Source organism: Pseudomonas sp. BIC9C (assembly GCF_034541995.1).
Taxonomy (GTDB): Bacteria; Pseudomonadota; Gammaproteobacteria; order Pseudomonadales; family Pseudomonadaceae; genus Aquipseudomonas; species Aquipseudomonas fluorescens_CC.
Window position 1 is genome coordinate 1,822,052 of sequence record NZ_JAWDGM010000001.1, and the last position, 18,558, is coordinate 1,840,609.

The following is an 18,558-nucleotide window of genomic DNA, read 5'->3' on the forward strand; positions in this document are numbered from 1 at the left end:
TGATCATCAATATGACAGCTACAAATTCATTAACTTGCAGACATCGATAGAAAAATACTAATGACCATCCCCGTCACATCATGACGACACAGAGGAAGGAGACGCTTGTACAAACGGCGCGTTTCTTACAGGCACAAAAAACCGGGCACTAGGCCCGGTTCCTTGTTTCAGACTGACGTCTTACTCGGCAGATACAGCTTCGCCAGCAGTAGCACGATCAACCAACTCGACGTACGCCATTGGCGCGTTGTCGCCAGCGCGGAAACCGCACTTGAGGATGCGCAGGTAGCCACCCTCACGGGTAGCGTAACGCTTGCCCAGGTCGTTGAAGAGCTTACCAACGATAGCTTTCGAACGAGTACGGTCGAAAGCCAGACGACGGTTAGCAACGCTGTCTGTCTTGGCCAGAGTGATCAGCGGCTCGGCAACGCGGCGCAGTTCTTTGGCTTTTGGCAGAGTAGTTTTGATCAGCTCGTGCTCGAACAGCGACACCGCCATGTTTTGGAACATGGCCTTGCGGTGCGAGCTGGTGCGGCTCAGGTGACGACCACTTTTACGATGACGCATGGTTCATTCCTTACCAAACACTACGTTCGGTGATTACGACGATCAGGCAGTCGCCTTGTCGTCCTTCTTAAGACTTGCAGGCGGCCAGTTGTCGAGGCGCATGCCGAGGGACAGACCGCGGGAGGCCAGAACGTCCTTGATTTCAGTCAAGGATTTCTTGCCCAGGTTCGGAGTCTTCAACAATTCCACTTCGGTACGCTGAATCAGGTCACCGATGTAGTAAATGTTTTCCGCCTTAAGGCAGTTAGCCGAACGTACAGTCAGTTCCAGATCGTCAACCGGGCGAAGCAGGATCGGATCGATCTCGTCTTCCTGCTCGACAACCACTGGCTCACTGTCACCTTTGAGGTCGACGAACGCAGCCAACTGCTGTTGCAGGATGGTTGCAGCACGGCGAATCGCCTCTTCAGGATCCAGGGTACCGTTGGTTTCCAGATCAATAACCAGCTTGTCCAGGTTAGTACGCTGCTCGACACGGGCGTTTTCCACCACGTATGCGATACGGCGAACCGGGCTGAACGAAGAGTCAAGCTGCAAGCGACCGATGCTGCGGCTTTCGTCTTCATCGCTCTGACGCGAGTCTGCCGGTTCATAACCACGACCACGAGCTACTACGAGCTTCATGTTCAGGGCGCCGTTAGACGCCAGGTTAGCGATTACGTGATCGGGGTTAACGATCTCGACATCATGATCCAGCTGAATATCGGCAGCGGTAACCACCCCCGAACCCTTCTTCGACAAGGTCAGCGTAACTTCGTCACGGCCGTGCAGCTTGATAGCCAGACCTTTAAGGTTCAACAGGATTTCAATTACGTCTTCCTGTACACCTTCGATGGCGCTGTACTCGTGGAGCACACCGTCAATCTCGGCCTCGACTACTGCACAGCCGGGCATTGAGGACAACAGGATGCGGCGCAGCGCGTTGCCCAGGGTGTGGCCAAAGCCACGCTCGAGAGGCTCGAGAGTGATCTTGGCGCGGGTTGGACTGACAACCTGCACATCAATGTGGCGGGGTGTCAGGAACTCATTTACCGAAATCTGCATGGATGCACCTATTTTCTAGCCCTTACTTGGAGTAGAGCTCGACAATCAGGCTTTCGTTGATGTCGGCGGACAGATCACTGCGAGCTGGAACGTTCTTGAAAACGCCCGACTTCTTCTCAGTGTCTACTTCTACCCATTCTACGCGGCCACGTTGGGCACACAGATCGAGAGCTTGGACAATGCGAAGTTGGTTTTTTGCTTTCTCGCGAACTGCAACCACGTCACCAGCACGAACCTGGTAGGACGGAACGTTAACGGTCTGACCGTTTACGCTGATCGACTTGTGCGATACCAGCTGACGGGATTCGGCACGAGTCGAACCAAAGCCCATACGGTATACAACGTTGTCCAGACGGCATTCGAGCAGTTGCAGCAGGTTCTCACCTGTTGCACCTTTCTTGCCAGCAGCTTCTTTGTAGTAGCCGCTGAATTGACGCTCGAGAACGCCGTAGATACGACGGACCTTCTGCTTTTCACGCAGTTGGGTGCCGTAGTCGGACTGGCGACCGCGGCGTTGGCCGTGGATACCAGGTGCTGCTTCAATGTTGCACTTCGATTCGATCGCGCGCACGCCGCTCTTCAGGAAGAGATCGGTGCCTTCGCGACGAGCGAGTTTGCATTTTGGACCAATGTAACGAGCCATTCTTTACAATCTCCTGGATTACACGCGGCGCTTCTTCGGCGGACGGCACCCGTTGTGCGGGATTGGCGTCACGTCGGTGATGCTGGCGATCTTGTAGCCACAGCCGTTCAAAGCGCGGACTGCGGATTCACGACCTGGACCTGGACCTTTGACGTTGACGTCGAGGTTTTTCAGGCCGTATTCCAGCGCAGCTTGACCAGCACGTTCAGCAGCTACCTGAGCAGCAAACGGGGTGGACTTGCGGGAACCGCGGAAACCCGAACCACCGGAGGTAGCCCAGGAAAGAGCGTTACCTTGACGGTCGGTGATGGTCACGATGGTGTTGTTAAAAGATGCATGGATGTGGGCGATGCCATCAACCACTGTCTTTTTAACTTTTTTACGAGGACGAGCAGCAGGTTTTGCCATGATTAAATTCCTGTCGATTCGCTGGGGCGATTACTTGCGGATCGGCTTACGCGGACCTTTACGGGTACGCGCGTTGGTCTTGGTACGCTGACCGCGTACTGGCAGACCACGACGATGACGCAGACCGCGATAGCAACCGAGGTCCATCAAGCGCTTGATTTTCATGTTGATTTCGCGACGCAGGTCACCTTCAGTGGTGAACTTCGCCACTTCGCCACGCAGCTGTTCAATTTGCTCGTCGCTCAGATCCTTGATCTTTGCCGCTGGGTTTACCCCAGTCTCTGCACAAATTTTCTGTGCAGTAGTGCGACCAACACCATAGATGTAGGTCAGCGAGATAACAGTATGCTTGTTATCTGGAATGTTAACGCCTGCAATACGGGCCATTCAGTGGGACTCCAATTGACAGCTACCTACGCCCCGGAAGCCAAGAAATAGGGCGCGAGATAATATCGCTGTAATAACAAATAATCAACCCGGCAGCGCACTAGCTGCCGGGCTTGAAGCACAATCACACTCAGCCTTGGCGCTGTTTGTGACGCGGTTCCGCGCTGCAAATTACTCGAACAACACCTTCGCGGCGAATAATCTTGCAGTTACGGCACAGCTTTTTCACCGATGCACGAACTTTCATCACCAACTCCTCGAACCTTATGGGTCAGCGCAGCATGCCGCTGCCGTAACCCTTCAGGTTGGCTTTCTTCATCAGGGATTCGTACTGGTGCGAAACGAGGTGCGATTGTACTTGGGACATGAAGTCCATCACAACCACGACCACGATCAGCAACGAGGTCCCGCCAAGGTAGAACGGTACGTTGGCTGCAACCACCAGGAACTGGGGCAACAGGCAGACGGCCGTCATGTAAAGAGCACCGAACATGGTCAAGCGAGTCAGAACGCCATCAATGTAGCGCGCAGACTGCTCACCTGGACGGATGCCCGGAATAAAGGCACCGGACTTCTTCAGGTTTTCCGCTACGTCTTTCGGATTGAACATCAACGCCGTATAGAAGAAGCAGAAGAAAATAATCCCTGCACTAAACAGCAGAATATTCAACGGCTGACCAGGAGCGATCGACTGCGAGATGTCCTGCAACCAGCCCATACCTTCAGACTGACCGAACCAGGCACCCAACGAAGCCGGGAACAGCAAAATGCTGCTCGCGAAAATAGCCGGAATAACACCGGCCATGTTCACCTTCAGCGGCAAGTGGCTAGTCTGCGCGGCAAAGACCTTGCGGCCCTGCTGACGCTTGGCGTAGTGAACAGCGATACGACGCTGACCACGCTCAATGAACACCACGAAACCGATAATCGCTACTGCCAGCAAACCGATGGCAACCAGGGCAAAGATGTTGATATCACCCTGACGCGCAGACTCGAAAGACTGCCCGATCGCTCTCGGAAGACCGGCGACGATACCCGAAAAAATCAACATCGAGATACCGTTGCCAACACCACGCTCAGTAATCTGCTCACCCAGCCACATCATGAACATCGCACCAGCCACAAATGTGGATACCGCGACGAAATGGAAGCCAAAGTCACCAGTGAACGCAACGCCCTGCCCCGCCAGACCAATGGACATGCCAATGGCCTGGACGAGAGCGAGGACGACAGTGCCGTAGCGGGTGTACTGGCTGATCTTGCGACGGCCAGCTTCACCTTCCTTCTTCAACTGCTCCAGCTGCGGGCTGACGGCGGTCATCAGTTGCATGATGATCGATGCCGAGATGTACGGCATGATCCCCAGCGCAAAGATGCTCATCCGTTCCAGCGCGCCGCCGGAAAACATGTTGAACAAGCTAAGAATGGTCCCCTCATTCTGTCGAAACAGGTCCGCGAGTCGGTCCGGGTTGATACCTGGAACCGGGATGTGTGCGCCTATTCGGTAGACGATAATCGCCAGGAACAGAAAACGCAGACGAGCCCAGAGTTCAGACATACCGCCTTTGCCGAGCGCAGAGAGAGCACCTTGCTTAGCCATTTATTCCTCGAACTTGCCGCCAGCTGCTTCGATAGCCGCACGCGCACCTTTGGTGGCGCCGATTCCCTTGCCGATAGTGACAGCGCGAGTCACTTCACCGGACAGCATGATTTTCACACGCTGTACGTTGACGTTGATCACGTTGGCATCTTTCAGGGACTGCACGGTGACGATGTCGCCTTCCACTTTAGCCAGCTCGGACAGACGCACTTCTGCGCGGTCCATGGCTTTCAGGGAAACGAAACCGAACTTCGGCAGGCGACGATGCAGCGGCTGTTGACCGCCTTCAAAGCCTGGAGCAATGGTGCCACCGGAGCGAGAGGTCTGACCTTTGTGACCACGGCCACCAGTCTTACCCAAACCGCTACCGATACCACGGCCCGGACGATGCTTTTCGCGACGGGAACCCGGCGCTGGACTCAGATCATTGAGTTTCATCGATTAACCCTCGACACGCAGCATGTAGTAAGCCTTGTTGATCATCCCGCGATTCTCGGGAGTATCCTGGACTTCTACAGTGTGACCGATGCGACGCAGACCCAGACCCTTAACGCACAGTTTGTGGTTAGGGATGCGGCCGGTCATGCTTTTGATCAGCGTAACTTTTACGGTAGCCATGATCAGAAGATCTCCTTGACGCTTTTGCCACGCTTGGCGGCAATGGATTCAGGAGACTGCATTGCTTTCAAACCCTTGAAAGTGGCGTGAACCACGTTTACCGGGTTAGTCGAGCCGTAGCACTTGGCCAGAACGTTCTGAACGCCAGCAACTTCGAGGACAGCACGCATAGCGCCGCCAGCGATGATACCGGTACCTTCAGAAGCAGGCTGCATGTACACCTTCGAAGCGCCGTGAGCGGACTTCATTGCGTACTGCAGAGTGGTGCCGTTCAGATCAACCTGGATCATGTTGCGGCGAGCAGCTTCCATTGCCTTCTGGATCGCAGCAGGCACTTCACGCGACTTGCCACGGCCGAAGCCAACACGCCCTTTACCATCACCAACCACGGTCAACGCGGTGAAAGTGAAGATACGGCCGCCTTTAACGGTTTTGGCTACGCGGTTAACTTGAACCAGCTTCTCGATGTAGCCTTCGTCGCGCTTTTGGTCGTTATTTGACATAACTTAGAACTCCAGCCCAGCTTCACGAGCAGCATCAGCCAGCGCCTTGACGCGGCCGTGGTACTTGAAGCCAGAGCGGTCGAAAGCCACCTGCGAGACGCCAGCGGCTTTAGCACGCGTAGCGACCAGCTGGCCAACCTTAGTGGCCGCGTCGATGTTGCCGGTGGCACCATCACGCAGTTCTTTATCCAAAGTCGAGGCGCTTGCCAGGACTTTGTTGCCGTCGGCCGAAATGACCTGGGCGTAGATGTGCTGCGAAGAGCGGAACACGCAGAGACGCACGACTTCGAGTTCGTGCATTTTCAGGCGTGCTTTGCGAGCGCGACGCAGTCGAGTAACTTTTTTGTCGGTCATTTGCTATGCCCTACTTCTTCTTGGCTTCTTTACGACGGACGACTTCGTCCGCGTAGCGCACACCTTTGCCTTTGTACGGCTCTGGTGGACGGAAGTCGCGGATCTCGGCGGCCACTTGACCTACCAGCTGCTTGTCGATGCCCTTGATCAGGATATCGGTCTGGCTAGGAGTCTCAGCGGTGATGCCTTCCGGCAGTTCGTAATCCACTGGGTGCGAGAAGCCAAGAGCCAGGTTCAGCACTGTGCCTTTTGCTTGCGCTTTGTAACCAACACCGACCAGCTGGAGCTTGCGCTCGAAGCCTTGGCTTACGCCCTGGACCATGTTGTTTACCAACGCACGAGTGGTACCAGCCATCGCGCGAGTCTGTTGATCGCCATTGCGAGCAGCGAAACGCAGCTCACCAGCTTCTTCAACGATCTCAACGGACGAGTGGATGTTCAGTTCGAGAGTGCCCTTGGCACCCTTCACCGAAAGCTGTTGGCCTGCGAATTTTACTTCGACACCGGCTGGCAGCTTAACGGGGTTCTTAGCGACGCGAGACATGCTTATCCCCCCTTAGAACACAGTGCAAAGAACTTCGCCGCCGACACCGGCAGCGCGCGCAGCACGATCAGTCATCACACCCTTGTTGGTGGAGACGATAGACACACCGAGACCGCCACGAACTTTTGGCAGATCATCGACGGACTTGTACTGACGCAGGCCTGGACGGCTAACGCGCTTCACTTCTTCGATAACCGGACGGCCTTCGAAGTACTTCAGCTCGATGGACAGCAGAGGTTTGATTTCGCTGCTGATCTGATAACCCGCAATGTAACCTTCGTCCTTCAGGACTTTGGCAACAGCTACCTTCAACGTGGAAGATGGCATGCTTACGACGGACTTTTCAGCCATCTGGGCATTACGGATACGAGTTAGCATGTCCGCTAACGGGTCCTGCATACTCATGGGCTAGACGCTCCTAATACAAAAAAATTAGCCTTGCGGCTATTACGTGTCGCCGAGAATCTCCGGGCATGAAAAACACGGGCTCAGGCGAGCCGGGTATTCTAGACACACCCCAGAAATGAATCAAGCCCCAAAAGGGGCTTGATCCAGATTCAAGGCCACCGGTGGTCAGGATCTTGCGACCCTGGACACCGAGACTTTGACAGTACTTACCAGCTGGCTTTAACCAGACCCGGTACGTCACCACGCATGGCAGCTTCACGCAGTTTGTTACGGCCGAGGCCGAACTTGCGGTAAACGCCGTGTGGACGACCGGTCAGGCGGCAGCGGTTACGCATGCGCGAAGCGCTTGCGTCACGTGGCTGCTTCTGCAGAGCTACTGTAGCTTCCCAACGCGCTTCTGGACTTGCGTTCAGATCAACGATGATTGCTTTCAGTGCTGCACGCTTCTTGGCGTACTTGGCAACCGTGAGCTGACGCTTCAGCTCGCGGTTTTTCATGCTCATCTTGGCCATGGTCCTACTCCAATCAGTTGCGGAACGGGAATTTGAACGCACGCAGCAGAGCGCGGCCTTCATCATCGTTCTTGGCAGTGGTGGTCAGGGTGATGTCCAGACCGCGGAGAGCATCGATCTTGTCGTAGTCGATTTCCGGGAAGATGATCTGCTCTTTCACGCCCATGCTGTAGTTGCCACGACCATCGAAGGACTTGGCATTCAGGCCGCGGAAGTCGCGAACCCGAGGCAGGGAGATCGACAGCAGACGATCCAGGAACTCGTACATACGCTCACGGCGCAGGGTCACTTTGACGCCGATCGGCCAACCTTCACGGACTTTAAAGCCTGCGATGGATTTGCGAGCGTAGGTCACAACGACTTTCTGGCCGGTGATCTTTTCCAGGTCGGCAACAGCGTGCTCGATGACTTTTTTGTCGCCGATCGCTTCGCCCAGACCCATGTTCAGGGTGATTTTGGTAACGTGCGGAACTTCCATCACGTTCTAAAGCTTAAGTTCTTCCTTAAGTTTCGGTGCGATTTCCTTCCGGTAAATCTCTTTTAGTCGTGCCATGGTCTTCTACCTAGCAGTGTTCAAGCATCAACCGCTTTTTGGGTCGACTTGAAGACACGAATTTTCTTACCGTCTTCTACTTTGAAACCAACGCGGTCAGCCTTGTTGGTTTCGCCGTTGAAGATGGCGACGTTGGAAGCGTGCAGTGGCGCTTCTTTCTCGACGATACCGCCCTGTACGCCCGACATCGGGTTAGGCTTGGTATGACGCTTGACCAGGTTCAGACCACCAACAACCAGACGGTTGTCAGCAAGAACCTTCAGCACCTTACCGCGCTTACCTTTGTCTTTGCCGGCGATCACGATGATCTCGTCGTCACGACGAATCTTTTGCATGTCGGATCTCCTTACAGCACTTCTGGGGCGAGCGAGACGATCTTCATGAACTTCTCAGTACGAAGTTCACGGGTCACTGGCCCAAAGATACGGGTGCCGATCGGCTCTTGCTTGTTGTTCAACAGAACAGCAGCGTTGCCATCAAAGCGGATAATGGAGCCATCAGCACGACGTACGCCGTGACGAGTGCGGACTACAACAGCAGTCATCACTTGGCCTTTTTCACTTTACCGCGAGGAATTGCTTCCTTGACGGTAACTTTGATGATGTCACCGATACCAGCGTAACGACGATGGGAGCCACCCAGCACCTTGATGCACATAACACGGCGAGCGCCGCTGTTATCGGCCACATCGAGCATGGATTGAGTCTGAATCATATAATTTCTCCGACCCCTAGTCCTTAGACTTCCACAGCGCGTTCGAGAACATCAACCAGCGCCCAAGACTTGGTCTTGGCCAAAGGACGAGTTTCACGAATAGTGACTTTGTCGCCGATGTGGCACTGATTGGTTTCGTCGTGCGCGTGCAGCTTAGTCGAACGCTTAACGTATTTACCGTAGATCGGGTGCTTAACGCGACGCTCGATCAGAACGGTGATGGTTTTGTCCATCTTGTCGCTGACAACACGGCCAGTCAGCGTACGGACAGTTTTTTCGGCTTCAGCCATGATTACTTACCTGCCTGCTGGTTGAGCACAGTCTTCACGCGAGCGATGTCACGCTTAACTTGCGAGAGCAGATGAGACTGCCCCAACTGGCCAGTTGCTTTCTGCATACGCAGATTGAACTGGTCGCGCAGCAGGCCGAGCAGTTGCTCGTTCAGCTGCTGTGCGGATTTTTCACGAAGTTCATTCGCTTTCATCACATCACCGTCCGTTTAACAAAGGAGGTGGCGAGCGGCAGCTTTGCAGCAGCCAGGGCGAAAGCCTCACGCGCCAGCTCTTCAGAAACACCCTCGATTTCATACAGGACTTTGCCTGGCTGAATCTGGGCAACCCAGTATTCCACGTTACCCTTACCTTTACCCATCCGAACCTCGAGAGGTTTTTTGGAGATCGGCTTGTCCGGGAATACACGGATCCAGATCTTGCCGCCACGTTTTACGTGACGGGTCAGAGCACGACGCGCTGACTCGATCTGACGAGCGGTGAGACGACCACGAGCAACAGACTTCAGCGCGAACTCGCCGAAGCTGACTTTGCTACCGCGCAATGCCAGGCCACGGTTGTGACCAGTCATTTGCTTGCGGAACTTCGTACGCTTTGGTTGCAACATTTGGCGTACCCCTTACTTAGCAGCTTTTTTACGAGGCGCTGGTGCTTGTGGTTTCAGTTCTTCTTGGCGACCACCAATTACTTCGCCTTTGAAGATCCAAACCTTTACACCGATCACACCGTAAGTGGTGTGAGCTTCGTAGTTGGCATAGTCGATGTCGGCACGCAGGGTGTGCAATGGCACACGACCTTCGCGATACCATTCAGTACGTGCGATTTCAGCACCGCCGAGACGACCGCTCACTTGGATTTTGATGCCTTTGGCACCAATGCGCATGGCGTTCTGTACAGCGCGCTTCATAGCGCGACGGAACATTACGCGACGCTCCAGCTGCTGAGCTACGCTCTGCGCAACCAGCATACCGTCGAGCTCCGGCTTGCGGATCTCTTCGATATTGATGTGCACAGGCACACCCATTTGCTTGGTCAGGTCCTGACGCAGTTTCTCAACATCTTCACCTTTCTTCCCGATAACGATACCTGGACGAGCGGTGTGGATGGTGATGCGTGCAGTTTGGGCCGGACGATGGATATCGATACGGCTTACGGACGCGCTTTTTAGTTTGTCTTGGAGGTACTCACGCACATTCAGATCTGCGAGCAAATAGTCCGCATAAGTCCGACCGTCTGCGTACCAGACGGAGGTGTGCTCCTTGACGATTCCCAGGCGAATGCCAATGGGATGTACTTTCTGACCCATCTCTTCGACTCCGTTACTTGTCAGCAACCTTGACAGTGATATGGCAAGACCGCTTGACGATGCGATCAGCACGGCCTTTGGCACGTGGCATGATGCGCTTCAGCGAACGCCCTTCGTTGACGAAAACAGTGCTGACCTTCAGGTCATCAACGTCTGCGCCTTCGTTATGCTCGGCGTTGGCTACGGCCGACTCCAGCACTTTCTTCATGATCTCGGCGGCTTTCTTACTGCTGAAAGCCAACAGGTTGAGCGCTTCGCCCACCTTCTTCCCGCGGATCTGGTCGGCGACCAAGCGGGCTTTCTGGGCGGAGATTCGAGCGCCCGACAACTTAGCGGCTACTTCCATTTCCTAACCCCTTAACGCTTGGCTTTCTTGTCAGCCACGTGCCCGCGATAAGTGCGGGTACCGGCGAACTCGCCCAGTTTGTGGCCGACCATGTCTTCGTTCACGAGAACTGGGACGTGCTGACGACCGTTGTGTACTGCGATGGTCAGACCGACCATTTGTGGCAGGATCATCGAACGACGCGACCAGGTTTTCACCGGTTTGCGATCGTTCTTTTCCGCCGCCACTTCGATCTTCTTCAGTAGGTGAAGATCGATAAAAGGACCTTTTTTCAGAGAACGTGGCACTGTCGTATCCCTCTATTTACTTGCGACGACGGACGATCATTTTGTCGGTACGCTTATTACCACGAGTCTTCGCGCCCTTAGTCGGGAAGCCCCATGGCGATACCGGATGACGACCACCAGAGGTACGACCTTCACCACCACCATGTGGGTGGTCAACCGGGTTCATGGCAACACCACGAACGGTTGGGCGAACGCCACGCCAGCGTTTGGCACCAGCTTTACCCAGCGAACGCAGGCTGTGCTCGGAGTTCGAGACTTCGCCCAGGGTCGCACGGCATTCAGCCAGGACTTTACGCATTTCACCGGAACGCAGACGCAGGGTAACGTACACGCCTTCACGAGCGATCAGCTGAGCCGAAGCACCAGCGGAACGAGCGATCTGTGCACCTTTACCTGGCTTCAGTTCGATGCCGTGTACGGTAGAACCGACTGGAATGTTGCGCAGTTGCAGAGCGTTGCCTGGCTTGATTGGAGCCAGGGCACCTGCGATCAGCGTGTCGCCAGCACTCACGCCTTTAGGGGCGATGATGTAGGCGGCGCGCCGTCTGCGTAGCAGAGCAGTGCGATGTGAGCAGTACGGTTTGATCGTATTCGATACGCTCGACAGTGGCGACGATGCCATCTTTGTCGTTGCGACGGAAATCGACCATACGGTAATGCTGCTTATGACCACCACCGATGTGACGAGTGGTAATACGGCCATTGTTGTTACGACCACCAGTCTTCGATTTCTTCTCGAGCAGCGGTGCGTGAGGAGCGCCTTTATGCAGCTCCTGGTTGACCACCTTGACCACAAAACGGCGGCCAGGGGAAGTCGGTTTGCATTTAACGATTGCCATGATGCACCCCTTCCTTACTCAGCACTGCTGCTGAAATCGAGATCTTGGCCTGGCTGAAGGGAGATAACTGCCTTCTTCCAGTCATTACGCTTGCCCAGACCGCGAGCAGTGCGCTTGCTCTTACCCAGAACGTTCAGGGTAGTAACACGCTCTACTTTCACGCTGAACAGGCTTTCGACGGCCTTCTTGATTTCCAGCTTGGTTGCGTCAGTAGCAACCTTGAAAACGAACTGGCCTTTCTTGTCTGCCAGAACCGTAGCCTTCTCGGAAACGTGCGGGCCAAGCAGAACTTTAAATACGCGTTCCTGGTTCATCCCAGCAGCTCCTCGAATTTCTTCACGGCCGACACGGTGATCAACACCTTGTCGTATGCGATCAGACTAACTGGATCGGAACCTTGCACGTCACGTACATCTACGTGTGGCAGGTTACGAGCAGCCAGGTACAGGTTCTGATCAACAGCGTCCGACACGATCAGAACGTCGGTCAGGCTCATGTTGTTCAGCTTGCCCAGCAGGTCTTTGGTTTTCGGCGTTTCAACGGCGAAATCCTGAACCACAACCAGACGATCAGTACGCACCAGCTCAGCAAGGATGGAACGCATTGCTGCGCGGTACATCTTCTTGTTCAGCTTCTGGGAGTGATCCTGAGGACGAGCTGCGAAAGTGGTACCGCCGCCACGCCAGATTGGGCTACGGATAGTACCGGCACGAGCGCGGCCAGTACCTTTCTGACGCCATGGGCGCTTGCCGCCACCACGAACGTCGGAACGGGTCTTTTGCTGCTTGCTACCTTGACGGCCGCCGGCCATGTAGGCCACGACTGCTTGGTGAACCAGCGTCTCGTTGAATTCGCCGCCAAATGTCAGTTCGGAAACTTCGATCGCTTGAGCGTCATTTACATTTAATTGCATGTCAGCTTCCCCTTAACCGCGAGCCTTGGCTGCTGGACGTACAACCAAGTTGCCGCCAGTAGCGCCAGGAACAGCGCCCTTGACCAACAACAGATTGCGTTCAGCGTCCACGCGCACTACTTCGAGGGACTGCACGGTCACGCGCTCAGCGCCCATATGACCGGACATTTTTTTGCCCTTGAATACACGACCAGGAGTCTGGCACTGGCCGATAGAGCCTGGAACGCGGTGGGATACGGAGTTACCGTGGGTGTTATCTTGCCCGCGGAAATTCCAACGCTTGATCGTACCCTGGAAGCCTTTACCCTTGGACTGACCGGTTACATCAACCAGTTGGCCAGCGGCGAAGATTTCAGCGTTGATCAGATCGCCGGCCTGGTACTCGCCTTCTTCAAGGCGGAATTCCATTACGGTACGACCGGCGGCAACGTTCGCTTTAGCGAAGTGGCCAGCCTGAGCTGCTGTTACACGCGAAGCACGACGCTCGCCGACAGTGACTTGCACTGCACGATAGCCATCGGTTTCTTCAGTTTTGAACTGGGTGACGCGATTCGGCTCGATCTCAATGACCGTGACCGGAATGGAGACACCTTCTTCGGTGAAAATACGGGTCATACCCGCTTTACGACCGACTACACCAATAGTCATGTTGTAAACCTCATGAGTGTACGGGGCTTTCACCCGCTATGGCCGCCCATTTCAGAGCGTTACACGACTAAGACCGAGTCTTAGCCGAGGCTGATCTGCACTTCCACACCGGCCGCAAGATCAAGCTTCATAAGAGCATCAACGGTTTTATCCGTTGGCTGGACGATGTCCAGAACGCGCTTATGAGTACGGATCTCGTACTGGTCACGCGCGTCTTTGTTGACGTGCGGGGAGACCAGAACGGTGAACCGCTCTTTACGGGTAGGCAGTGGAATTGGACCACGCACTTGAGCACCAGTACGTTTCGCGGTTTCCACGATTTCCTGGGTGGATTGGTCGATCAGGCGATGGTCGAAAGCCTTCAACCTGATACGGATTTGCTGATTTTGCATTGGATTTCAGACTCCGGCTGCTATTCCCACCGGGCGCAATACGCCCGTTAAAAGGAGGCGCAATTCTATAGACGCCCCAGATGGGTGTCAACCCAATAAAAAAGCCCCCGCTGAGCGGGGGCTTTTCAAAGCATCGAAGCTATCTCAAAAGAGAAGCTTACTCGATGATTTTGGCTACGACGCCAGCGCCGACGGTACGACCGCCTTCACGGATAGCGAAACGCAGACCGTCTTCCATCGCGATGGTTTTGATCAGGGTAACAGTCATCTGAATGTTGTCACCTGGCATTACCATTTCAACACCTTCTGGCAGCTCGCAGTTACCAGTCACGTCAGTAGTACGGAAGTAGAACTGTGGACGGTAGCCTTTGAAGAACGGAGTGTGACGACCGCCTTCTTCCTTGCTCAGAACGTAAACTTCTGCGGTGAACTTGGTGTGCGGCTTAACCGAACCTGGCTTAACCAGAACCTGGCCACGCTCAACGTCGTCACGCTTGGTACCACGCAGCAGAACGCCGCAGTTCTCGCCGGCACGACCTTCGTCGAGCAGTTTGCGGAACATTTCAACACCGGTGCAGGTGGTGGTGGTGGTGTCACGCAGACCAACGATTTCCAGTGCATCTTGAACGCGAACGATACCGCGCTCGATACGACCAGTTACAACAGTACCGCGACCGGAGATCGAGAATACGTCTTCGATTGGCATCAGGAATGGCTTGTCGATAGCACGCTCTGGCTCTGGGATGTAGGTATCCAGAGTTTCAACCAGCTTGCGAACAGCGCTGGTGCCCATTTCGTTATCGTCTTTGCCTTCCAGAGCCATACGAGCCGAACCGATGATGATCGGAGTGTCGTCGCCCGGGAAGTCGTAGGTGGACAGCAAGTCGCGAACTTCCATCTCAACCAGTTCCAGCAGCTCAGCGTCGTCTACCAGGTCAGCCTTGTTCAGGAAGACCACGATGTACGGAACGCCTACCTGACGGGACAGCAGGATGTGCTCACGGGTTTGTGGCATCGGACCATCAGCGGCCGAGCAAACCAGGATCGCGCCGTCCATCTGGGCAGCACCGGTGATCATGTTCTTCACGTAGTCAGCGTGACCTGGGCAGTCAACGTGAGCGTAGTGACGAATGTTCGAGTTGTACTCGACGTGCGCGGTGTTGATGGTGATACCGCGAGCTTTTTCTTCTGGCGCGCTGTCGATTTTATCGAATTCAACTACGGCCGAACCGAAAACTTCGGAGCAGACGCGAGTCAGAGCTGCGGTCAGAGTGGTTTTACCGTGGTCAACGTGACCGATGGTGCCAACGTTGACGTGCGGTAGGGAACGATCAAATTTTTCTTTAGCCACGACAATTAACTCCTTGCCTAAAGGACTGAATCAGCCTTGTTTTTTGGTAACGGTTTCGACGATGTGCGACGGAGCCGTATTGTATTTTTTGAATTCCATAGAGTAGCTTGCGCGACCCTGGGACATGGAACGAACGTCGGTCGCATAACCGAACATCTCGCCCAGCGGAACTTCGGCACGAATTACTTTACCGGAGACCGTGTCTTCCATACCCAAGATCATGCCGCGACGACGGTTAAGGTCGCCCATCACGTCACCCATATAGTCTTCAGGCGTAACAACCTCTACCGCCATGATCGGCTCAAGCAACTCACCGCCGCCCTTCTGGGCCAGTTGCTTGGTCGCCATGGAAGCAGCCACCTTAAACGCCATCTCGTTCGAGTCGACGTCGTGGTAAGAACCATCAAACACGGTAGCCTTCAGGCCGATCAGCGGATAGCCGGCAACAACGCCGTTCTTCATCTGCTCTTCGATACCCTTCTGGATAGCCGGGATGTATTCCTTAGGAACCACACCACCCACTACTTCGTTCAGGAATTGCAGACCTTCCTGACCTTCGTCAGCAGGAGCAAAGCGAATCCAGCAATGACCGAACTGGCCACGACCGCCGGACTGACGAACGAACTTGCCTTCGATTTCGCAGTTCTTCGTGATGCGCTCACGATACGAAACCTGAGGCTTACCGATGTTGGCTTCGACGTTGAACTCACGGCGCATCCGGTCAACCAGGATGTCCAGGTGCAGCTCGCCCATGCCGGAGATGATCGTTTGACCAGTCTCTTCATCAGTCTTGACGCGGAAAGACGGGTCTTCCTGAGCAAGCTTGCCCAGAGCGATACCCATTTTTTCCTGGTCATCCTTGGTCTTAGGCTCAACGGCAACCGAAATTACCGGCTCCGGGAAGTCCATGCGAACCAGGATGATTGGCTTGTCAGCGTTGCACAAGGTTTCACCAGTGGTGACGTCCTTCATGCCGATCAGGGCCGCGATGTCACCAGCGCGTACTTCCTTGATCTCTTCACGGGCGTTTGCGTGCATTTGCACCATACGACCCACGCGCTCTTTCTTGCCTTTGACCGAGTTGATCACGCCGTCGCCGGAGGCCAACACGCCCGAGTAAACGCGGACGAAGGTCAAGGTACCCACGAATGGGTCGGTAGCGATCTTGAACGCCAGAGCCGAGAACGGCTCGTTGTCGTCTGCATGACGCTCCATTTGCTTTTCCTCGTCATCCGGGTCAGTACCCTTGATGGCAGGAATGTCGGTCGGAGCCGGCAGGTAGTCGATAACGGCGTCGAGAACCAGGGGAACACCCTTGTTCTTGAAGGAAGAACCGCAAACAGCCAGAACGATCTCACCAGCGATGGTACGCTGACGCAGAGCCGCCTTGATTTCCTCGATGGAGAGTTCTTCCCCTTCGAGGTACTTGTTCATCAGCTCTTCGCTGGCTTCGGCCGCAGCCTCTACCATGTTGTTGCGCCACTCTTCAGCCAGTTCCTGCAGTTCAGCAGGGATAGCTTCGCGACGTGGAGTCATGCCCTTGTCAGCGTCGTTCCAGTAAACCGCTTCCATGGTCATCAGATCGATTTGACCCTGGAAGTTGTCTTCGGAACCGATAGCCAACTGGATCGGCACCGGAGTGTGACCCAGACGCTGCTTGATCTGAGCGATCACACGCAGGAAGTTCGCACCGGCACGGTCCATCTTGTTCACGTAAACGATACGCGGAACGCCGTACTTGTTGGCTTGACGCCATACGGTTTCGGACTGAGGCTCAACGCCGGAAGTGCCGCAGAACACAACGACCGCGCCGTCGAGTACACGCAGGGAACGTTCAACTTCAATAGTGAAGTCTACGTGACCCGGGGTATCGATGACGTTGAAGCGGTACTGGTCCTTGTGCTGCTTGGCGGAACCCTGCCAGAAGGCGGTAATGGCAGCAGAAGTAATGGTAATACCACGCTCCTGCTCCTGAACCATCCAGTCAGTGGTCGCAGCGCCGTCATGCACTTCGCCCATCTTGTGGCTTTTGCCAGTGTAAAAAAGGACGCGCTCGGTGGTGGTGGTTTTACCAGCATCCACGTGAGCAACGATACCGATGTTACGGTAGCGATTAATCGGTGTAGTACGAGCCATAAAGCCCTCGCAAAATGAGTGACGCTAGAATTAGAAGCGGTAGTGCGAGAAAGCCTTGTTGGCTTCAGCCATACGGTGCACGTCTTCACGCTTCTTAACTGCAGCACCTTTACCTTCGGCGGCGTCCAACAGTTCGCCAGCCAAACGCAGAGCCATGGACTTCTCGCCACGCTTACGGGCGAAGTCTACCAGCCAGCGCATTGCCAGAGCGTTACGACGGGAAGGACGAACCTCGACCGGAACCTGGTAAGTAGCACCACCAACGCGGCGCGACTTCACTTCGACCAGCGGAGCGATGGCGTCGAGTGCTTTTTCGAAGAGTTCCAGGGGATCGGTGCCGGCCTTACGAGCCTTCACGGTATCCAGGGCACCATAAACGATACGCTCGGCAACGGCTTTCTTGCCGCTTTCCATTACGTGGTTCATGAATTTGGCGAGGATTTGGCTTCCGTATTTCGGATCGTCCAGAATCTCACGCTTGGCTGCTACGCGACGTCTTGGCATTGATAAGCCCTCAAACGGTCTTCAGGTTAGCCCGGGACAGATCCTGTGGATACGTGCCCGACCTTACTCTTATCGACTCAATAAAATGAAAAACTGCAAAACGACCGATTACTTCGGACGCTTGGTACCGTACTTCGAACGACCCTGGTTACGACCTTTAACACCGGAAGTATCCAACGAACCGCGAACGGTGTGGTAACGAACACCTGGCAAGTCTTTTACACGACCGCCGCGGATCAGTACCACGCTGTGCTCTTGCAGGTTGTGGCCTTCACCACCGATGTACGAGGAAACCTCGAAACCGTTGGTCAGACGCACACGGCATACTTTACGCAGTGCCGAGTTAGGTTTTTTCGGCGTGGTGGTGTACACACGGGTGCACACGCCACGGCGTTGCGGGCAGTTCTGCAGCGCAGGCACGTCGGATTTCTCGACGATACGCTTACGCGGCTGACGTACCAGCTGGTTGATAGTTGCCATCTACTAGCTCCACTGTTGTCTTGCGACGCTATTGTCTTGCAAGAAAAGCAAAATGGCAGGAACGAGTTCCCGCCAAATTTAGGGGTACAAGAGTCTAAAGAGGATCTTGCCCCCAGTCAAGGCAAGGCCGCCCTCCCTCGCTCATCCAATCTCGACAAATTGTCTCGATTCGATGAACGGAGCGACCAGGGCCTCACACTCATTTACCGCA

General features: G+C 54.8%; 29 protein-coding genes and 3 pseudogenes. All 32 read right to left on the minus strand.

Going from position 1 to position 18,558, the window contains the following annotated elements:
* Positions 1-180: 180 nt before the first annotated feature.
* The 32 genes and pseudogenes from rplQ to rpsL all read right to left on the minus strand — a co-directional run bounded on the left by rplQ (position 181) and on the right by rpsL (position 18,347).
* A complete protein-coding gene (gene rplQ / locus RS887_RS08485) occupies positions 181-567 on the minus strand; it encodes a 50S ribosomal protein L17 (RefSeq protein WP_007970429.1) in 387 nt (128 codons plus the stop codon).
* Positions 568-609: 42 nt separating this feature from the next.
* Positions 610-1,611 (minus strand): DNA-directed RNA polymerase subunit alpha, encoded by a 1,002-nt coding sequence (locus RS887_RS08490; RefSeq protein WP_007970428.1) that lies wholly within the window; start codon positions 1,609-1,611, stop codon positions 610-612.
* A gap of 22 nt (positions 1,612-1,633) precedes the next feature.
* Positions 1,634-2,254, minus strand: a complete 621-nt coding sequence (rpsD, locus tag RS887_RS08495) for a 30S ribosomal protein S4 (RefSeq protein ID WP_003176404.1) — start codon at positions 2,252-2,254, stop codon at positions 1,634-1,636.
* A gap of 18 nt (positions 2,255-2,272) precedes the next feature.
* On the minus strand, positions 2,273-2,662 hold the full coding sequence (rpsK, locus tag RS887_RS08500) for a 30S ribosomal protein S11 (RefSeq protein ID WP_002555466.1): 390 nt from the start codon (positions 2,660-2,662) through the stop codon (positions 2,273-2,275).
* 30 nt (positions 2,663-2,692) lie between these two features.
* Positions 2,693-3,049: a 30S ribosomal protein S13 gene (rpsM, locus tag RS887_RS08505; protein WP_009045849.1), complete on the minus strand. Its 357-nt coding sequence runs from the start codon at positions 3,047-3,049 to the stop codon at positions 2,693-2,695.
* Between the two features lie 130 nt (positions 3,050-3,179).
* Positions 3,180-3,296, minus strand: a complete 117-nt coding sequence (gene rpmJ, locus RS887_RS08510; protein WP_002555468.1) for a 50S ribosomal protein L36 — start codon at positions 3,294-3,296, stop codon at positions 3,180-3,182.
* A 24-nt stretch (positions 3,297-3,320) separates the two neighbouring features.
* Positions 3,321-4,649 carry a preprotein translocase subunit SecY gene (gene secY / locus RS887_RS08515; RefSeq protein ID WP_003228718.1) on the minus strand — a complete coding sequence of 443 codons (1,329 nt, stop codon included), beginning with the start codon at positions 4,647-4,649 and terminating at the stop codon, positions 3,321-3,323.
* On the minus strand, positions 4,650-5,087 hold the full coding sequence (gene rplO, locus RS887_RS08520; protein ID WP_003228720.1) for a 50S ribosomal protein L15: 438 nt from the start codon (positions 5,085-5,087) through the stop codon (positions 4,650-4,652).
* 3 nt (positions 5,088-5,090) lie between these two features.
* On the minus strand, positions 5,091-5,267 hold the full coding sequence (gene rpmD / locus RS887_RS08525; RefSeq protein WP_003176408.1) for a 50S ribosomal protein L30: 177 nt from the start codon (positions 5,265-5,267) through the stop codon (positions 5,091-5,093).
* A gap of 2 nt (positions 5,268-5,269) precedes the next feature.
* Positions 5,270-5,770, minus strand: coding sequence for a 30S ribosomal protein S5 (gene rpsE / locus RS887_RS08530; RefSeq protein WP_003186035.1), 501 nt, complete (start codon positions 5,768-5,770; stop codon positions 5,270-5,272).
* Between the two features lie 3 nt (positions 5,771-5,773).
* Positions 5,774-6,124 carry a 50S ribosomal protein L18 gene (gene rplR / locus RS887_RS08535; RefSeq protein WP_003186037.1) on the minus strand — a complete coding sequence of 117 codons (351 nt, stop codon included), beginning with the start codon at positions 6,122-6,124 and terminating at the stop codon, positions 5,774-5,776.
* Between the two features lie 10 nt (positions 6,125-6,134).
* Positions 6,135-6,668: a 50S ribosomal protein L6 gene (gene rplF, locus RS887_RS08540; protein WP_003176412.1), complete on the minus strand. Its 534-nt coding sequence runs from the start codon at positions 6,666-6,668 to the stop codon at positions 6,135-6,137.
* Positions 6,669-6,680: 12 nt separating this feature from the next.
* The gene (rpsH, locus tag RS887_RS08545; RefSeq protein WP_003186040.1) at positions 6,681-7,073 is read right to left on the minus strand and encodes a 30S ribosomal protein S8; all 393 of its coding nucleotides are present in this window, start codon (positions 7,071-7,073) and stop codon (positions 6,681-6,683) included.
* Positions 7,074-7,282: 209 nt separating this feature from the next.
* Positions 7,283-7,588, minus strand: coding sequence for a 30S ribosomal protein S14 (gene rpsN, locus RS887_RS08550; RefSeq protein ID WP_003176414.1), 306 nt, complete (start codon positions 7,586-7,588; stop codon positions 7,283-7,285).
* 13 nt (positions 7,589-7,601) lie between these two features.
* Positions 7,602-8,141 (minus strand): annotated as a pseudogene (gene rplE / locus RS887_RS08555) (50S ribosomal protein L5).
* A 20-nt stretch (positions 8,142-8,161) separates the two neighbouring features.
* Positions 8,162-8,476, minus strand: a complete 315-nt coding sequence (rplX, locus tag RS887_RS08560; protein WP_003186046.1) for a 50S ribosomal protein L24 — start codon at positions 8,474-8,476, stop codon at positions 8,162-8,164.
* An 11-nt stretch (positions 8,477-8,487) separates the two neighbouring features.
* Positions 8,488-8,855, minus strand: a pseudogene (gene rplN, locus RS887_RS08565) (50S ribosomal protein L14).
* Between the two features lie 23 nt (positions 8,856-8,878).
* Positions 8,879-9,145 (minus strand): 30S ribosomal protein S17, encoded by a 267-nt coding sequence (gene rpsQ, locus RS887_RS08570; RefSeq protein WP_003176419.1) that lies wholly within the window; start codon positions 9,143-9,145, stop codon positions 8,879-8,881.
* Positions 9,146-9,147: 2 nt separating this feature from the next.
* Positions 9,148-9,339: a 50S ribosomal protein L29 gene (gene rpmC / locus RS887_RS08575; protein ID WP_002555481.1), complete on the minus strand. Its 192-nt coding sequence runs from the start codon at positions 9,337-9,339 to the stop codon at positions 9,148-9,150.
* A complete protein-coding gene (gene rplP / locus RS887_RS08580; protein WP_003228729.1) occupies positions 9,339-9,752 on the minus strand; it encodes a 50S ribosomal protein L16 in 414 nt (137 codons plus the stop codon). The genes rpmC and rplP overlap by 1 nt, the downstream gene beginning before the upstream one ends.
* A gap of 12 nt (positions 9,753-9,764) precedes the next feature.
* On the minus strand, positions 9,765-10,451 hold the full coding sequence (gene rpsC / locus RS887_RS08585; protein ID WP_007970424.1) for a 30S ribosomal protein S3: 687 nt from the start codon (positions 10,449-10,451) through the stop codon (positions 9,765-9,767).
* A 13-nt stretch (positions 10,452-10,464) separates the two neighbouring features.
* On the minus strand, positions 10,465-10,797 hold the full coding sequence (gene rplV / locus RS887_RS08590; protein ID WP_003103908.1) for a 50S ribosomal protein L22: 333 nt from the start codon (positions 10,795-10,797) through the stop codon (positions 10,465-10,467).
* Between the two features lie 11 nt (positions 10,798-10,808).
* Positions 10,809-11,084 carry a 30S ribosomal protein S19 gene (rpsS, locus tag RS887_RS08595; RefSeq protein WP_002555486.1) on the minus strand — a complete coding sequence of 92 codons (276 nt, stop codon included), beginning with the start codon at positions 11,082-11,084 and terminating at the stop codon, positions 10,809-10,811.
* Positions 11,085-11,100: 16 nt separating this feature from the next.
* Positions 11,101-11,923 (minus strand): annotated as a pseudogene (gene rplB / locus RS887_RS08600) (50S ribosomal protein L2).
* A gap of 14 nt (positions 11,924-11,937) precedes the next feature.
* On the minus strand, positions 11,938-12,237 hold the full coding sequence (gene rplW, locus RS887_RS08605) for a 50S ribosomal protein L23 (protein WP_002555488.1): 300 nt from the start codon (positions 12,235-12,237) through the stop codon (positions 11,938-11,940).
* Positions 12,234-12,836: a 50S ribosomal protein L4 gene (gene rplD / locus RS887_RS08610; RefSeq protein WP_003228735.1), complete on the minus strand. Its 603-nt coding sequence runs from the start codon at positions 12,834-12,836 to the stop codon at positions 12,234-12,236. The genes rplW and rplD overlap by 4 nt, the downstream gene beginning before the upstream one ends.
* A gap of 12 nt (positions 12,837-12,848) precedes the next feature.
* The gene (gene rplC / locus RS887_RS08615) at positions 12,849-13,484 is read right to left on the minus strand and encodes a 50S ribosomal protein L3 (RefSeq protein WP_007955641.1); all 636 of its coding nucleotides are present in this window, start codon (positions 13,482-13,484) and stop codon (positions 12,849-12,851) included.
* An 80-nt stretch (positions 13,485-13,564) separates the two neighbouring features.
* Positions 13,565-13,876, minus strand: a complete 312-nt coding sequence (gene rpsJ / locus RS887_RS08620) for a 30S ribosomal protein S10 (RefSeq protein ID WP_003186070.1) — start codon at positions 13,874-13,876, stop codon at positions 13,565-13,567.
* A gap of 157 nt (positions 13,877-14,033) precedes the next feature.
* Positions 14,034-15,227 (minus strand): elongation factor Tu, encoded by a 1,194-nt coding sequence (tuf, locus tag RS887_RS08625; RefSeq protein WP_008018195.1) that lies wholly within the window; start codon positions 15,225-15,227, stop codon positions 14,034-14,036.
* A 30-nt stretch (positions 15,228-15,257) separates the two neighbouring features.
* Positions 15,258-17,363 (minus strand): elongation factor G, encoded by a 2,106-nt coding sequence (gene fusA, locus RS887_RS08630; protein WP_008018196.1) that lies wholly within the window; start codon positions 17,361-17,363, stop codon positions 15,258-15,260.
* A gap of 30 nt (positions 17,364-17,393) precedes the next feature.
* Positions 17,394-17,867 (minus strand): 30S ribosomal protein S7, encoded by a 474-nt coding sequence (gene rpsG / locus RS887_RS08635; RefSeq protein ID WP_007970418.1) that lies wholly within the window; start codon positions 17,865-17,867, stop codon positions 17,394-17,396.
* Positions 17,868-17,975: 108 nt separating this feature from the next.
* The gene (rpsL, locus tag RS887_RS08640; protein WP_003186084.1) at positions 17,976-18,347 is read right to left on the minus strand and encodes a 30S ribosomal protein S12; all 372 of its coding nucleotides are present in this window, start codon (positions 18,345-18,347) and stop codon (positions 17,976-17,978) included.
* Positions 18,348-18,558: the final 211 nt, after the last annotated feature.

Coding starts and splice junctions, on each gene's coding strand:
- rpsL (WP_003186084.1), bottom strand. CDS start 18,347: ATGGCAACTATCAACCAGCTGGTACGTCAGCCGCGTAAGCGTATCGTC.
- rplX (WP_003186046.1), bottom strand. CDS start 8,476: ATGCAAAAGATTCGTCGTGACGACGAGATCATCGTGATCGCCGGCAAA.
- rpmD (WP_003176408.1), bottom strand. CDS start 5,267: ATGGCTACCGTAAAAGTTACGCTGATCAAAAGCATGACCGGCCGCATC.
- rplQ (WP_007970429.1), bottom strand. CDS start 567: ATGCGTCATCGTAAAAGTGGTCGTCACCTGAGCCGCACCAGCTCGCAC.
- rpsK (WP_002555466.1), bottom strand. CDS start 2,662: ATGGCAAAACCTGCTGCTCGTCCTCGTAAAAAAGTTAAAAAGACAGTG.
- rpsG (WP_007970418.1), bottom strand. CDS start 17,867: ATGCCAAGACGTCGCGTAGCAGCCAAGCGTGAGATTCTGGACGATCCG.
- rpsD (WP_003176404.1), bottom strand. CDS start 2,254: ATGGCTCGTTACATTGGTCCAAAATGCAAACTCGCTCGTCGCGAAGGC.
- rplV (WP_003103908.1), bottom strand. CDS start 10,797: ATGGAAGTAGCCGCTAAGTTGTCGGGCGCTCGAATCTCCGCCCAGAAA.
- rpsH (WP_003186040.1), bottom strand. CDS start 7,073: ATGAGTATGCAGGACCCGTTAGCGGACATGCTAACTCGTATCCGTAAT.
- rplO (WP_003228720.1), bottom strand. CDS start 5,087: ATGAAACTCAATGATCTGAGTCCAGCGCCGGGTTCCCGTCGCGAAAAG.
- rpmJ (WP_002555468.1), bottom strand. CDS start 3,296: ATGAAAGTTCGTGCATCGGTGAAAAAGCTGTGCCGTAACTGCAAGATT.
- rpsE (WP_003186035.1), bottom strand. CDS start 5,770: ATGTCAAATAACGACCAAAAGCGCGACGAAGGCTACATCGAGAAGCTG.
- rplC (WP_007955641.1), bottom strand. CDS start 13,484: ATGACTATTGGTGTAGTCGGTCGTAAAGCGGGTATGACCCGTATTTTC.
- rpsJ (WP_003186070.1), bottom strand. CDS start 13,876: ATGCAAAATCAGCAAATCCGTATCAGGTTGAAGGCTTTCGACCATCGC.
- rplW (WP_002555488.1), bottom strand. CDS start 12,237: ATGAACCAGGAACGCGTATTTAAAGTTCTGCTTGGCCCGCACGTTTCC.
- fusA (WP_008018196.1), bottom strand. CDS start 17,363: ATGGCTCGTACTACACCGATTAATCGCTACCGTAACATCGGTATCGTT.
- secY (WP_003228718.1), bottom strand. CDS start 4,649: ATGGCTAAGCAAGGTGCTCTCTCTGCGCTCGGCAAAGGCGGTATGTCT.
- RS887_RS08490 (WP_007970428.1), bottom strand. CDS start 1,611: ATGCAGATTTCGGTAAATGAGTTCCTGACACCCCGCCACATTGATGTG.
- rpsQ (WP_003176419.1), bottom strand. CDS start 9,145: ATGGCTGAAGCCGAAAAAACTGTCCGTACGCTGACTGGCCGTGTTGTC.
- rpsM (WP_009045849.1), bottom strand. CDS start 3,049: ATGGCCCGTATTGCAGGCGTTAACATTCCAGATAACAAGCATACTGTT.
- rplD (WP_003228735.1), bottom strand. CDS start 12,836: ATGCAATTAAATGTAAATGACGCTCAAGCGATCGAAGTTTCCGAACTG.
- rplR (WP_003186037.1), bottom strand. CDS start 6,124: ATGACCGACAAAAAAGTTACTCGACTGCGTCGCGCTCGCAAAGCACGC.
- rplF (WP_003176412.1), bottom strand. CDS start 6,668: ATGTCTCGCGTCGCTAAGAACCCCGTTAAGCTGCCAGCCGGTGTCGAA.
- rpsC (WP_007970424.1), bottom strand. CDS start 10,451: ATGGGTCAGAAAGTACATCCCATTGGCATTCGCCTGGGAATCGTCAAG.
- rpmC (WP_002555481.1), bottom strand. CDS start 9,339: ATGAAAGCGAATGAACTTCGTGAAAAATCCGCACAGCAGCTGAACGAG.
- rpsN (WP_003176414.1), bottom strand. CDS start 7,588: ATGGCCAAGATGAGCATGAAAAACCGCGAGCTGAAGCGTCAGCTCACG.
- rplP (WP_003228729.1), bottom strand. CDS start 9,752: ATGTTGCAACCAAAGCGTACGAAGTTCCGCAAGCAAATGACTGGTCAC.